Origin of the sequence: Brevundimonas goettingensis, from assembly GCF_017487405.1 — a bacterium.
In the GTDB taxonomy this organism is placed as follows: Bacteria; Pseudomonadota; Alphaproteobacteria; order Caulobacterales; family Caulobacteraceae; genus Brevundimonas; species Brevundimonas goettingensis.
In genome coordinates, this window is the sequence record NZ_CP062222.1 from 3895978 (window position 1) to 3908856 (window position 12879).

General features: G+C 69.9%; 10 protein-coding genes. 8 read left to right on the forward strand and 2 right to left on the reverse strand.

From position 1 onward, the window contains the following. Nucleotides 1–17 precede the first annotated feature (17 nt). The 7 genes from IFJ75_RS19170 (at nucleotide 18) to trxA (ending at nucleotide 10255) form a co-directional block, all read left to right on the forward strand. Entirely contained in the window at nucleotides 18–872 is an 855-nt protein-coding gene (locus IFJ75_RS19170; RefSeq protein ID WP_207870442.1) for a GNAT family N-acetyltransferase, read from the forward strand. Then, a complete protein-coding gene (gene tsaE, locus IFJ75_RS19175) occupies nucleotides 869–1354 on the forward strand; it encodes a tRNA (adenosine(37)-N6)-threonylcarbamoyltransferase complex ATPase subunit type 1 TsaE (protein ID WP_207870445.1) in 486 nt (161 codons plus the stop codon). Before IFJ75_RS19170 ends, tsaE begins: the two co-directional genes overlap by 4 nt. Continuing rightward, nucleotides 1341–2438, forward strand: a complete 1098-nt coding sequence (gene amgK / locus IFJ75_RS19180; protein ID WP_207870447.1) for an N-acetylmuramate/N-acetylglucosamine kinase AmgK — start codon at nucleotides 1341–1343, stop codon at nucleotides 2436–2438. The genes tsaE and amgK overlap by 14 nt, the downstream gene beginning before the upstream one ends. Next, nucleotides 2435–3190, forward strand: coding sequence for a nucleotidyltransferase family protein (locus IFJ75_RS19185; RefSeq protein WP_225896911.1), 756 nt, complete (start codon nucleotides 2435–2437; stop codon nucleotides 3188–3190). Before amgK ends, IFJ75_RS19185 begins: the two co-directional genes overlap by 4 nt. After that, nucleotides 3187–6282, forward strand: a complete 3096-nt coding sequence (addB, locus tag IFJ75_RS19190) for a double-strand break repair protein AddB (RefSeq protein WP_207870449.1) — start codon at nucleotides 3187–3189, stop codon at nucleotides 6280–6282. The genes IFJ75_RS19185 and addB overlap by 4 nt, the downstream gene beginning before the upstream one ends. Next, nucleotides 6279–9788 carry a double-strand break repair helicase AddA gene (addA, locus tag IFJ75_RS19195; protein WP_207870451.1) on the forward strand — a complete coding sequence of 1170 codons (3510 nt, stop codon included), beginning with the start codon at nucleotides 6279–6281 and terminating at the stop codon, nucleotides 9786–9788. The genes addB and addA overlap by 4 nt, the downstream gene beginning before the upstream one ends. Nucleotides 9789–9913: 125 nt before the next feature. Beyond that, nucleotides 9914–10255, forward strand: coding sequence for a thioredoxin (gene trxA / locus IFJ75_RS19200; RefSeq protein ID WP_207870453.1), 342 nt, complete (start codon nucleotides 9914–9916; stop codon nucleotides 10253–10255). 60 nt (nucleotides 10256–10315) lie between these two features. Here trxA and IFJ75_RS19205 read toward each other — a convergent pair whose 3' ends face one another. After that, nucleotides 10316–11605 (reverse strand): bifunctional folylpolyglutamate synthase/dihydrofolate synthase, encoded by a 1290-nt coding sequence (locus tag IFJ75_RS19205; protein WP_207870455.1) that lies wholly within the window; start codon nucleotides 11603–11605, stop codon nucleotides 10316–10318. A 52-nt stretch (nucleotides 11606–11657) separates the two neighbouring features. Further along, entirely contained in the window at nucleotides 11658–11825 is a 168-nt protein-coding gene (locus tag IFJ75_RS19210; protein WP_207870457.1) for a hypothetical protein, read from the reverse strand. Nucleotides 11826–12140: 315 nt separating this feature from the next. On the opposite strand from IFJ75_RS19210, the gene IFJ75_RS19215 reads away from it, so the two are divergent. Further along, the gene (locus IFJ75_RS19215; RefSeq protein ID WP_207870459.1) at nucleotides 12141–12824 is read left to right on the forward strand and encodes a sugar transferase; all 684 of its coding nucleotides are present in this window, start codon (nucleotides 12141–12143) and stop codon (nucleotides 12822–12824) included. Nucleotides 12825–12879 lie beyond the last annotated feature (55 nt).

Below are 12879 nucleotides of genomic sequence, written 5' to 3' on the forward strand. Positions count from 1 at the left end.
GGCGACAACCGGCGCGCATGGATTCCTCCGTTCCCGCCCACACCGATCCGCATATCTGCGATGTCCTGATCGCCGAGCGCGCGCCGCGTCTGACGCGGTCCTGGCCCTGGCCTCTGGTCCGGCCCGCGCTCTACAAGCTCCTGAACTACAAGGCGGCGCGACGGATGGCCGAGGGGGTCAAGGGGCTCTCAGGCCAGGCCGCCTTCGACTATATGTCCGACCTGCTGAATCTGAAGGTCTCGACCCTCAATCTGGAGCGGATCCCGGCGACCGGGCGCTGCGTCATCGTCTGCAACCACCCGACCGGCATCGCCGACGGGGTCGCCGTCTATGACGCCATCAAGCAACGCCGGTCCGACGCCATCTTCTTCGCCAACGCCGATGCGCTGCGGGTCTCTCCGCGTTTGGGCGAGATCGTCATCCCGGTCGAATGGGTGGTCGAGAAGCGCACGCGCGAAAAGACCCGCGCCACCCTGGACGCCGCCAGACAGGCCTTCGAAGGCGAGCGCTGTGTCGTCATGTTCCCGGCCGGACGCCTGGCCCGGGTCGGCAAGGACGGGTCGGTGACCGATCCGGAATGGGCTCCGACGGCGGCTTCGATGGCGCGCAAATACAATGCGCCGGTGATCCCGATCCACGTCGCGGGCCCGACCTCGACCCTGTTCCATCTGTTCGACAAGGTCTCGCAGGAGCTGCGCGACATCACCCTGTTCCACGAGCTGCTCAACAAGCGAAAGAAAGCCTTCCAGCTGAAGGTCGGCCTGCCGATCCCGCCGACCCGGCTCGATATCGATGCGACGAAGGCGACCTACGCCCTGAAGGCCTTCACCGAACGGGTCCTGCCCAGCCAGCCGGACGCGGAGTTCGCGTGAGCGCTTCCCATACGACCACCCTCGCCGACGCCGAGGCCACGACGGCGCTCGGCGCCCGCATCGCCCCTTTGCTGCAGCCGGGCGACGCCGTCCTGCTGTACGGGCCGCTGGGTATGGGCAAGTCGACCCTGGCGCGTGGCCTGATCCGCGCCCTGGCCGGACCGCATGAGGATGTGCCGTCCCCGACCTTCACCCTGGTCCAGTTCTACGAGACCACCCCGCCGGTGGCCCATTTCGACCTCTATCGTCTGAGCCGCGCCGACGAGGCCTTCGAGATCGGTCTGGACGAGGCGCTGGACGACGGCGTCGCCGTTATCGAATGGCCCGAACGGCTCGGCGAGGACGTCAGCTGGCTGATCGGCGACAACCGCCTGTGCATCACCCTCTCTGAAGAGGGCGACGATCCCGAAACCGCAGGTCGTGTTGCGACCGTTCTTGCCGCAGGATCGTGGGAAACGAGAATCGACCATGTCTTCGCCTGACCGTGAATCCCAGCGTCTCGACTTCCTCAAGGCCGCCGGTCTTCAGGACGCCGCGCGCGCGCCCCTGCCGGGCGACGCCTCGACGCGGCGCTATGAGCGGCTGACCGCGACGGACGGGACTTCCCTGATGCTGATGGATCAGGTGGCGGCGGCCGAGAGCCCGCCGTGCGATCCGGCGTGGACGCCCGAGGAGCGCAAGGCGAAGGGCTGGAACGCCGTCGCCCGCCTGTCGGCCGGCCGGGTCGAGGCCTTCGCGGCGGTGGCCGATCACCTGCGCGGTCTGGGCCTGTCGGCGCCCGCCATGCCGGCGCTCGATGCGCCCGAGGGGCTGGCGGTGCTCGAGGATTTCGGCGACGCCCTGTTCGCCCGGGTCATCGAGGCCGGCGAGGACGAGACACCGCTGTATCTGGCCGCCATCGAGGCTCTGGTCCGGCTGCATCAGGCGGGCAATCCGCCGGAAGTCCTGTCGGGCGCCGGCGGCGACTGGCCGCTTCTGACCTATGACGCCACGGCCCTTCAGGGCGGGGCCGATCTGTTCGTCGAATGGCTGCCGAAGCTCGATCCGGCTCTGTCGTTCGACGCGGCGGCCATCGCCGAATGGGCCGAGGCCTGGGCCCCGATCACCGCCGCCGGCGAGGCGGGCGCCGTGGTCATGGCCCACCGCGACTATCACGCCGAGAACCTGATCTGGCTGCCGGAGCGCGAGGGAGCCGCCCGCGTCGGGATGATCGACTTCCAGGATGCGGTGCGCGCCCACCCCTCGTGGGACCTGCACTCCCTGCTTCAGGACGCGCGGCGCGACGTCTCGCCGGCGCTCGAGGCCCTGGCGCTCGACCGCTATTTCGCCCTGCGTCCGGAGCTGGACCGGGCCGAGTTCATGAAATCCTATGCCGGTCTCGCGGCCCTGAACGAGGCGCGGATTCTGGGCATCTTCGCGCGGCTGGTCGTGCGCGATCACAAGCCGAAATACGCCGCCTTCATGCCGCGCATGTGGGCCCATCTGAACACCAATCTGAAGCAGCCGGGGCTGGAGACGGTCGCCGCCTGGTTCGACAAGTACGTCCCGGCGGAGAGCCGCAAATGACCTCCGTGCCGAAGACCGCCATGGTGCTCGCCGCCGGGCTCGGCACCCGGATGCGGCCTCTGACCGACGACCGGCCCAAGGCGCTGGTCGAGGTCGGCGGCAAGGCCCTGATCGACCATACGCTCGCACGGCTCGCCGAGGCGGGCGTCGAGCGGGCCGTGGTCAACGCCCACGCCTTCGCCGACCGGCTGATCGCCCATCTGGGTGGGTATTCGGGCCCGCTGGAGATCGTCATCTCCGACGAGCGCCAGCACGCCCTGCCGCTGGAGACCGGCGGCGGGATCAAGGCCGCAGCGACCCATCTGGGCGAGGCGCCGATCCTCGTCGCCAATATCGACAGCGTCTGGATCGAGGATCAGGAACCACCGGCCAGGGCGATCGACGACCTTTGCGCCGGCTTTGATCCCGAGCGGATGAGTTGTCGCCTGCTGTTGGCCCATATGGGGCGCACGACCGGCTTCGACGGCGCCGGGGACTTCATGCAGGCGGACGACGGCAGACTGACCGCGCGGCGCACGGCGAAAGCCGCCAGCGCCCCGCTCAACTATATGGGCGTCCACATCGTCGATCCGCGCCCGATCTTTGCGTATCCGGAGACCGAGTTCGGCCTGTTCCCGGCCGGCGGCGGCCTGTGGGGCGGCTGGGAGGCGGAAGGGCGACTGTACGGCCTCGTCATGGAAGGCGACTGGATGCACGTCGGCGATCCCGAGGCCCGCGACGTCGCCGAGGCGCGCCTCGCCCGAGGCCGATGACGGGCCCGTTCGATCCGTTCGCGGGCGCGGGTCCGCGCTGGCTGACCATTCCGGCCCACCGGCCTTTCCTTGAGGATCTGGCGGCGGGGGTGCTGGACTGGCTGGGCGACGCCCCGCCCGAGACTCTGAGCGACGCCGTCATCCTCCTGCCCAACCGGCGCGCGGCCCGGGCCTTCGGCGCGGCCCTGTCGCGGCTGAGCGGGGACAAACCCATTCTGCTGCCGCAGGTGCGGCCGCTCGGCGATCTGGAGGAGGACGAACCGCCCTTCGCGCCCGGCGAGATCGGTCTCGACCTGCCGCCCGCCATCGCCCCCCTGACGCGCCGGTTCGAGATGGCGCGGATGATCGCCGAGGACCTCAAGGACGAGTTCGAGGACGCCCTGACGCCGCTGCGCGCGCTGGAACTGGCCGACGCCTTCGCCGGCTTCCTCGAGTCCTGCCAGATCGAGGAAATCCACGACCTGTCGAAGGTCGGATCTCTGGTTCAGGTCGATCTGGCCGAGCACTGGCAGGTGTCGGCGAAATTCCTGGGGCTGGCGGTTCAGGCCTGGCCCGACCGGCTGGCGGGTCTCGGCATGATGGACCCGGCCGAGCGGCGGGCGAAGCTGCTGCGCCTCCTGGCACAGCGCTGGGATGAAGCCCCGCCGACCGGTCCTGTCATCGCCGCCGGTTCGACCGGCTCGGCCCCGGCCGCCGCCGCAGTGCTGAAGGCCGTCGCCAAGGCGCCGCAGGGCTGTGTGGTCATCCCGGGCCTCGACATGAATCTCGACCCCGCCGTCTGGGCGACGCTGGGCGAGGAGGAACAGCATCCGCAGAACGCCCTGTGGCGGCTGCTCGATTTCGCGAAGGTCGAGCGCGAGTCGGTGCGGCCCTGGTTCCAGCCGGCGACGTCCCCCGTCGTTCAGGCGCGAGGTCTGGCCCGGGCGCGACTGATCAACGAGGCCCTGCGTCCCGCCCGCGCGACCAGCGACTGGCGCGACGAGATCCGTCGCATCCGCGAGGCGGCGGCGCCGGTGCAGGGCGCCGATCCGATCGCCCTCGGACTTGAAAACCTCGGCGTCATGACCCTGCGCGCCGAGGAGGACGCGGCCGCGACCCTCGCTCTGATGATGCGCGAGACGCTGGAAACGCCCGGCAAGACCTGCGCCCTCGTCACCCCCGACCTCGACCTCGGACGCCGTGTCGCTGCGCGCCTGGAGCGGTGGGGGATCGTGCCCGACTCCTCGTCCGGCGCGCCCCTTTCGCGCATGAACGCCGGCGTGCTGATCGACCTCACCGCGCGCTGGATCGCCGATCCGCTCAAGCCCCAGACGATCCTCGCCCTGCTCAAACATCCGCTGGTGCGGATCGAGATGGAGGAGGCGGGGGCCGCCGTCCGCGCCTTCGAGAAATACGCCCTGCGCGGCCCGCGCGGCCGCCGCTGGACGGACCTCCACCGCAACCTGAAACGGGCGGCCGAACCGCGCGAGGGCCAGAGCCCGCCGTCGGAGCACCGGCTGAAACGGCTGGGTCAGGCCCGCGAACTCAGTGACCGGCTGGAAGCCCTGTCGGCGGAGGCCGTCGCCGTCTTTACCCCCGCCGCCTCGCTGGAGGCCGCCGCCGTGGCCCTGACGCGGCTGGTTGAGGCCCTGGCCGGCCAGAACGCCTGGGCCGGCCCGGACGGGGAGAGCGCGGCCAGCGTCCTGTCGGGTCTGATCGAGGGCGGTGCGGCCCTGGGCGCGGTCAAGCCTGCCGAACTGGCCGAACTGATCCAGTCGCTGCTGGCTGACGCCACGGTGCGGACCGGCGGGGCGACCCATCCTTCCTTACGCATTCTCGGGGCCATCGAGGCGCGTCTGGTCCGGGCCGACCGGATGATCCTCGCGGGTCTGGAGGAGGGCGTCTGGCCGGGCCCGGCGCCGACCGATCCCTTCCTGTCGCGCCCGATGAGGAAGGCGCTGGGCCTGCCGCCGCCCGAACGGCGTCTGGGCCAGACGGCGCAGGACTTCGTCCAGGCCGCCTGCGCCGACGAGGCCATCCTCGTCCATGTCGACCGGCGCGGCGGCCAGCCGGCGGTCAAGTCGCGCTGGCTGTGGCGGCTGGAGATGCTGACGCGCGGGGCGAACAGCGAGGCGACGCCCGTGGTGCTGGAACGGCCTGTCGCCGCCGCCGGCATCGCCCGGGCGCTGGACGCCCCGCCGCCGGGGCCCGCCCGCTACGCCCGCCGCCCGACGCCGACCCCGCCCGTCGACCGGCGTCCGCGCGAGATGCCGGTGACCGGGGTTGAGCGCTGGGTCCGCGACCCCTACGCCGTCTATGCCCAGCGTATTCTGGGCCTGAAGAAGCTCGACCGCCCCGGCGCTGACGCCGAGGCCATGGCGCGCGGCAATGCCATCCATGCCGCCATTGAGCGCATCGTCGTGACCTGGCCCGAGGCCCTGCCGTCCGAATGCGCCGTCCAGATCGAGGGCTTCATCCGCGACGCCATGACCGAGGCCGGGTTCGAGGACCACGCCATGGCCCGCGAGGCGCCGCTGGCCCGCAACTGCGCCCTGTGGCTGGCGAACTGGGAGCGCGAGCGTCGGGCGCGCGGCGCGACCCTGCTGATCGAACAGTCGGGACGGGTGAGTTTCCCGGCCCCCGGCGGCGACTTCGTCCTGACCGCCCGCGCTGACCGGATCGAGCTGGATGCCGCCGGCGCCGCCGTCATCGACTTCAAGACCGGCGGCACGCCCAGCGTGAAACAGGTGGCGCAAGGGTACTCTCCCCAACTGACCCTGACCGCCGCCATCCTTGCGGGCGGGGGTTTTGCCGAGGCCCCGCCCACGGAGGCGACCGAGCTGCTCTATGTCCGGGTCACCGGCCGCAAGGTCCCGGGCGTGGTGGTCGAGGCGTCCAAGACCTCGAAGAACCAGCCGCTCGAGGCCGCCGCCCTGGCCGAAGAAGCGTTCGAGAAGCTCAAGGAATGGGTCGCCCATTTCGATGATGAGACGACGCCCTACGCCTCCTGGCTGGCGCCCCAGTTCATGGGAACCTTCGGCGGCAACTACGACCATCTGGCCCGGGTCTGGGAATGGCATGTGGTCGGCGGCGAGGAAGAGGCGCCCGAATGACCGATCTTCTTCAGGAAGCCCGCGCCCATCAGGTCACGGCGGCCGATCCCGACCTGTCGGTCTTCGTCACCGCCAACGCCGGTTCGGGCAAGACCACCACCCTGGTCGATCGGGTGGCGCGGCTGCTGCTGCGTCAGGTCGAGCCGGGCGAGATCCTTTGCGTCACCTACACCAAGGCCGCCGCCGCCGAGATGCAGGCGCGGCTGTTCGAGAAGCTGGGCGCCTGGGCCGTCGCGGATGACCGCGAACTCGGCCGGGAGCTGGCGAAACTGGACGGGCGCGACGCCACCGCCCTGCCGCATGCCGAACTGTCCGATGCGCGCCGTCTGTTCGCCCGCGCGCTGGAGACGCCGGGCGGGCTGAAGATCCAGACCATCCACGCCTTCTGCGAAAAGCTGCTCAAGCGCTTCCCGCTCGAGGCCGGGGTCTCGCCGGGCTTCCGCGTGCTGGAGAACGAGGCGGCCATCACCCTGTCGCATGAGGCGCGCGAGGATCTTGCGCGGGCGGCCCTCTCCGATCCCGACGGCCCCATCGGTCAGGCCTATGCCCATTTCGCCGTCGAACTGGACTGGGGCTCCTTCCACGACCTGCTCGGCAAGATCGAGAACGAGCGCGGGCCTCTGACTGAGTACATCGCCCGGGTTGAGGCGGGCGAGGCGCCGGGGCCGCACGCCCTGAACGGCGCAGATCCCGAGCGGACGTCGGACGACATCGAGGGCGACTTCCTCGACTGGATCGACGGCTCGGAATGGGAGCGGGTCGCCGACGGCATGGCCACCGGCTCGGCCGAAGATCAAAAGACTGCCGCCAGGATGGATGCAGCCAAACCCGGTTCTTGGTCGGTCGCGGCCATGGCTCCCATTTTCCTGACGGATAAGGGCGAGGCGCGAAAGAAACTCGGCACCCAGAAGGCCCCGCCCTGGGCCGTCGAGTTCCTCGTCGATCTGCAGCTCAAATATCTGTCTGTGCGCGACGCCCTGCGCGCGGCGCGGGTGGCGGACGACACCATCCGGGCCCTGACCCTGGCCCAGGCTCATGCCGCCCTCTACGACATCGCCAAGCGGCGGCGCGGGGCGCTCGACTTCTCCGATCTGGTGGTGAAGACGGTCGAGCTGCTGACCAGGAAGGCCAACGCCGCCTGGGTGCTGTTCAAGCTGGACGGCGGCATCGAACACGTTCTGATCGACGAGGCCCAGGACACGGCCCCCGACCAGTGGGACATCTTCAAGGCTCTGACCGAGGAGTTCTTCGTCGGCGCCGGCGCCGAGCGACGCGGGTCGGTTCCCGAGACCGCGCCGGCCCGCAGCGTCTTCGTCGTGGGAGACCAGAAGCAGTCCATCTATTCCTTCCAGGGCGCCCGGCCCGAGCGGCTGCTGATCGAGGCCCAGGCCTATGAGCGCCAGATCCGGGACGCCGGCGGCCAGTTCCGTCAGGTTCCGCTGGAGACCTCCTTCCGCTCGACGGAGGATGTGCTCAAGTTCGTCGACGCCGCGTTTGTCGGGCCCGAACGCACCCGGGCGCTGGCGGGCGAGACCGGCGACATCACCGTCCACAGCGCCGCCCGCGTCGGCCAGCGCGGCGCGGTCGACCTCTGGCCCCTGTTCGAGGATCCGGCGGCCGAGGACCGGCCCGCCTGGAACGCCCCGGTCGACAAGGAAGGCGCCTTCAGCGGCCGCAAGCGGTTGGCGCAGGCGCTGGCGCGGGAGGTCAAACGTCAGGTCGAGACCGGCGTCGCCGTCCACGATCGCGGCGCGACGCTCAGGCCGGCGAAATACGGCGACTTCCTCGTCCTCGTGCGCCGCCGTGACGCGACCTTCGAGGAGATCATCCGGGCGCTCAAGACCGAGGGCGTGCCGGTGGCGGGCGCCGACCGCCTGAAGCTGTCCAGCCATATCGTCTTCGACGACCTGATCGCGCTCGGCCGGTTCGCCCTATATCCGGAGGACGATCTGTCGCTCGCCGAAATCCTGCGTAGCCCCCTGTGCGACGTGACCGACTTCGGCGACGCCCACAGCCTCTATCCGCTGGCTGACGCGAAGGGGCGGGAAGGGCGCGGCCTGTGGAGCGAGCTGAAGCGGCGGGCGCATGAGCATCCGCAGTGGACACGAGCGCGCGACCTGCTGCAGGCGGCGCTCGATGACCGGGACCGTGATCCCTTCGCCTTCTTCTCCGGCGCGCTCAATCGCGTCGACGCCACAGGCCAGTCGGGCCGCGCCCGCATCCTCGCCCGGCTGGGGCGCGAGGCCGAAGAGGCCATCGACGAGACCCTGGCCCAGGTCCTGAACGCCGAACAGCGCGGCGGGACGGATCTGGAGACCTGCCTGTCCCTGCTCGAGGCCGCCGACGTCGAGGTCAAGCGCGAGATGGAGGGGGCGAGGAACGAGGTCCGCGTCATGACCGTCCACGGGGCCAAGGGGCTGGAGGCGCCGGTGGTCATCCTGCCGGACACCACCTCCCGCTCCAAACCGCAGGGGCCGACCCTGATGCCCGCGCTGTTCGACCAGAACCGCCCCGAGCTCGGCGAGGGTTGGCTGATGTGTCCGGGTCGGGCGGGCGACGACTGCGAGGCCTCGGCCCGGGCGCGGCACGCGCGGGTCGACCGCACCGACGCCGAGGCCCTGCGCCTGCTCTATGTCGCCCTGACCCGCGCCCGCGACCGGCTGATCGTCATGGGCCGCGCCCTGAAACGGCCCGACGTCGGCTATGAGGACAAGAGCTGGTGGAGCGTGATCGCCGAGACGGTCCAGCGGCTGGGTGAGACGGAGCCGGGTAGCGTCCGCGACGTCGCCGGTCCCGGGGGCGAGGCCGTCCTGCGCTATGGCGTCGATCCGCAGACGGTCCCGTTGACGGCGACCGAACAGGCCGTGGCCGCCGTGGTTCCCGACTGGGCCCGCACCGCTCCGGCGCCCGAGCCCGGCGCACGGCTGGCGGCGCCGTCGAAGATGGACGAGGCCCTGCGCATCCCCGCGCCCTCGCCCCTGGCGGAGACGGGCGGGCTGGGCCGGTTCCGGCGCGGCGACCTGATCCACCGGCTGCTGGAGCGGCTGCCGGAAATCCCCTCCGCCGACCGGCCGGACGCCGCCGTGCGCATGCTGGCGCGCGAGCGCGGTCTCGATGACGCCCAGAGGACCGAGATGATCGCCGCCGCCTTCGGGGTTCTGGATGATGAGCGGTTCGCCCCGGTCTTCGGGCCGGGCTCGCGCGCCGAGGTCGCCCTGACGGGCTCGGCGCCGGGCCTGAACGGCGTCTCGATTTCGGGCCGGATCGACCGGCTGGTGATCACGCCCGAACGGGTTCTGGTCGTCGACTACAAGTCCAACCGCCCGGCCCCCGACGCCATCGCGGGCGCCGACCCGGCCTATGTGCTGCAGCTGGCGGTCTATGCGGCGGTGCTGAAACGGCTCTATCCCGACCGTGCGGTCGAGGCGGCTCTCGTCTGGACCGACGGACCCAAGCTGATGCCGGTCCCGGCTGAGATGATGGAGGCCGCGCTAAACACCCGTTGAACTGGCGAGGAATCACCCCACATCTGCCTCAACGGTCACAAGACGACCGACCATTATCCACCGGCGCTCAAGCAGCGAGGTCCCGCGGACCGAGCGATAGCGCCCCAAAAGGAGAGAGCCATAAAATGGCGACGGTAAAAGTCACCGACGAAAGCTTCGACGCCGACGTCCTGAAGTCCTCCACCCCGGTCCTCGTGGACTTCTGGGCGGAGTGGTGCGGCCCCTGCAAGCAGATCGGCCCGGCTCTGGAACAGATCGCCGACGAGCTGAACGGTCAGGTGACCATCGCCAAGGTCAATATCGACGACAGCCCGATGACCCCGTCCAAGCTGGGCGTGAAGGGCATCCCGACCCTGATGCTGTTCCGCGACGGCCAGCTGTCCTCGCTGAAGGTCGGCGCCATGCCCAAGGGCAAGATCGTCGAATGGCTGGCCGAGAGCGGCATCAAGGCCTCGACCGCCGCCTGAGGCCTGTAACGGTCCACTGAACCCGAACGCCCGGCGGTCCCGCGACCGCCGGGCGTTTTGCTATTTCGGCCAGGTCTCGGAGGCGGCGCCCAGCACCTCGCCGGCCAGATAGAGCGACCCGCAGATCACGATCCGTCCGGCGCCGAGCCTGAGCGCCCGGTCCAGCGCCGCCTCCACCGAGGGCGCGGCCTGTGCACCCAACCCGTGCCCGCGAGAGACCGCCGCCAGGGCTTCTGGATCCGCCGCCGCCCCCTCGAAGCCGACGGTGAAGACGTGGGCGCCAGAGTCTTTCAAGGCCTCGAAGAAGCCTGCGGAATCCTTGTTGGCCAGCATGCCGACGATCAGGGCCAGCGGCATCGGCGCCCGGGCCTCGCGCACCGCGATGGCCGCGGCCAGGGCCCTGGCGGCATGGGGATTGTGCCCGCCGTCCAGCCAGAGTTCGGCGCCCGCGGCGCGGGCCTTTTCGCCATAGGGGCCGGTAGCGAGCCTCTGCAACCGTGCGGGCCAGGCAGCCGTGCTCAGGCCCTCGGCGATGGCGGCCTCGGGCAGGTCGAGCTCCAGGGCGGCGGCCACGGCCAGACCCGCATTGTCGATCTGGTGCCCGCCGACCAGGGTCGGGGCCGGCAGGTCGAGGAACCGTTCCTGATCCTGATAGACCATACCGCCGCGCTCGCCCCAGGCGTCGAAATCCACCCCCATGACGGTCAGGGGAGAGGGCTGTCCGCGTACGGACGATCCGGCGACGGCCTCGATCACCGCCATGGCCTCTTCCGACTGGCGGGCGACGATGCCGCGCGCCCCGGCCTTGAGGATCCCGGCCTTCTCCGCGGCGATGCCGGCGATTGAGGTCCCGAGGAACTCGGCATGGTCCAGATCGACGGGAGTGATCACGCTCAGCAGCGGGCGTTCGATGACATTGGTGGCGTCCAGGGTCCCGCCCAGCCCGACCTCGATGACCGCCAGATCCGCCGGGGTCTCGGCCATGGCGACGAAGGCCGCGGCCGTGGTGCTTTCGAACACCGTCGCCTCGACCCCGCGAACGGCTTCGATGCGGTCGAGGATGGGATTGAGCTGTTCGTCCTCGATCAGCTTGCCGGCGAGGCGGATGCGCTCATTGAAACGGACGAGATGGGGAGAGGTGTAGGCGTGGACCCGGAGACCCGCCGCCTCGGCCATGGCGCGGATGAAGGCCACCGTCGAGCCCTTGCCGTTGGTGCCGGCGACGTGGACGACGGGGGGCAGGCGAAGCTGGGGATTGCCGAGGACCGCGCACAGGGTCCGCATCCGGTCCAGCGACAGATCGATCTTCTGCGGGTGGCGCTGACGCAGGCGTTCGGAAATCGGGTCCATGGCCGCACCCTAGCGCAGTCGCGCCCGGGTCGCCCACGCCTGAGGCGAGGATTTAGCCCAGGATGAGCTTGAAAACGCCGACCCAGACGGCGACGGAGCCGAGCACGGCCGCGCTGAAGGCGATCAGGGGCGAGGTCAGGGCGATGCGCGGACGACGCTTCGCCACGACCGCCGGAGCGGCCTTGAACCCGATATGCAGTTTTTCGGCGGATGCCCGCATCAGACAGAACTCCCCAACACGAGGTCATCCTGCGGTCACGACATTGAGATATTCGTAAAGGGCGTGGTTAAGCTGAAGCCGTCCCGGCGTTAACCTTTCGAGGCCTCCGGAACCTGTCGCGCGCGCATTCCAAAAATGGGATAGCAAGGCTGAAAACGCGTGTTTTTTCAGTAGCTTTGGCATTGACGAACTGTGCCCCAATTGTAACATACCCTCGTTCTTTTCGCCGCCCGCGGGATTCGTCTTGCACTGCACCATTGGGCGCCGCTTAACATGTCGGTAACTGGTTTTGGCGCGTGAGAGGTAGCGAGGGGCATGTTCGACACTGTGTCGTCCGATCTGCGTCCGATCTCCCGTCCGGCTCCCTCCGCGCCGGGCGTCACACCCGTCATCACCGCACGCCGCCGTCTTTCGATGGTGCTCAAGCGGTTGTTCGACATCTTCTGCGCCCTGTCGGCCCTGATCGTCCTGGCGCCGGCCCTGATCGCCATCGCCGTCGCGGTCGCCCTGGAATCGCCGGGGCCGGTCCTGTTCCGCCAGCGTCGCACCGGTCAGGGCGGCAAGGTGTTCCGGATCATGAAGTTCCGCACCATGACGGTGACCGAGGACGGCGACGTCATCAGACACGCCAGCAAGAACGACAAGCGCGTGACCCGGATCGGCGGCTTCCTGCGCGAGACCAGCCTCGACGAACTGCCGCAGCTGTTCAACATCGTGCTCGGCGACATGTCGGTGGTGGGCCCGCGTCCGCACGCCTTGGCCCACGACGCCCACTACGGCGCCCTGCTGCCGCGCTATGCCGACCGTTTCGCCGTACGCCCCGGCCTGACCGGCTTCGCCCAGGTCCAGGGCCTGCGCGGCGAGATCCATGATCTGGACTGCATGGCCCGCCGTATCGACGCCGACTGCCACTACGCCGCCAGCTGGTCCTTCCGCAGCGACCTGATGCTGATCCTGCGCACCGTTCCCATGCTGGTGAAGCGCGTCAACGCCTACTGAGGCGCTCCGTCGGCCAGGTCCGGCGTTGATTTTTCCACCTTCCGCCTAACAGCCA

Excerpts from the sequence above, each read along its gene's own strand:
- IFJ75_RS19170 (WP_207870442.1), top strand. The coding sequence starts at position 18 with ATGGATTCCTCCGTTCCCGCCCACACCGATCCGCATATCTGCGATGTC.
- amgK (WP_207870447.1), top strand. The coding sequence starts at position 1,341 with ATGTCTTCGCCTGACCGTGAATCCCAGCGTCTCGACTTCCTCAAGGCC.
- IFJ75_RS19185 (WP_225896911.1), top strand. The coding sequence starts at position 2,435 with ATGACCTCCGTGCCGAAGACCGCCATGGTGCTCGCCGCCGGGCTCGGC.
- addB (WP_207870449.1), top strand. The coding sequence starts at position 3,187 with ATGACGGGCCCGTTCGATCCGTTCGCGGGCGCGGGTCCGCGCTGGCTG.
- addA (WP_207870451.1), top strand. The coding sequence starts at position 6,279 with ATGACCGATCTTCTTCAGGAAGCCCGCGCCCATCAGGTCACGGCGGCC.
- trxA (WP_207870453.1), top strand. The coding sequence starts at position 9,914 with ATGGCGACGGTAAAAGTCACCGACGAAAGCTTCGACGCCGACGTCCTG.
- IFJ75_RS19205 (WP_207870455.1), bottom strand. The coding sequence starts at position 11,605 with ATGGACCCGATTTCCGAACGCCTGCGTCAGCGCCACCCGCAGAAGATC.
- IFJ75_RS19210 (WP_207870457.1), bottom strand. The coding sequence starts at position 11,825 with ATGCGGGCATCCGCCGAAAAACTGCATATCGGGTTCAAGGCCGCTCCG.
- IFJ75_RS19215 (WP_207870459.1), top strand. The coding sequence starts at position 12,141 with ATGTTCGACACTGTGTCGTCCGATCTGCGTCCGATCTCCCGTCCGGCT.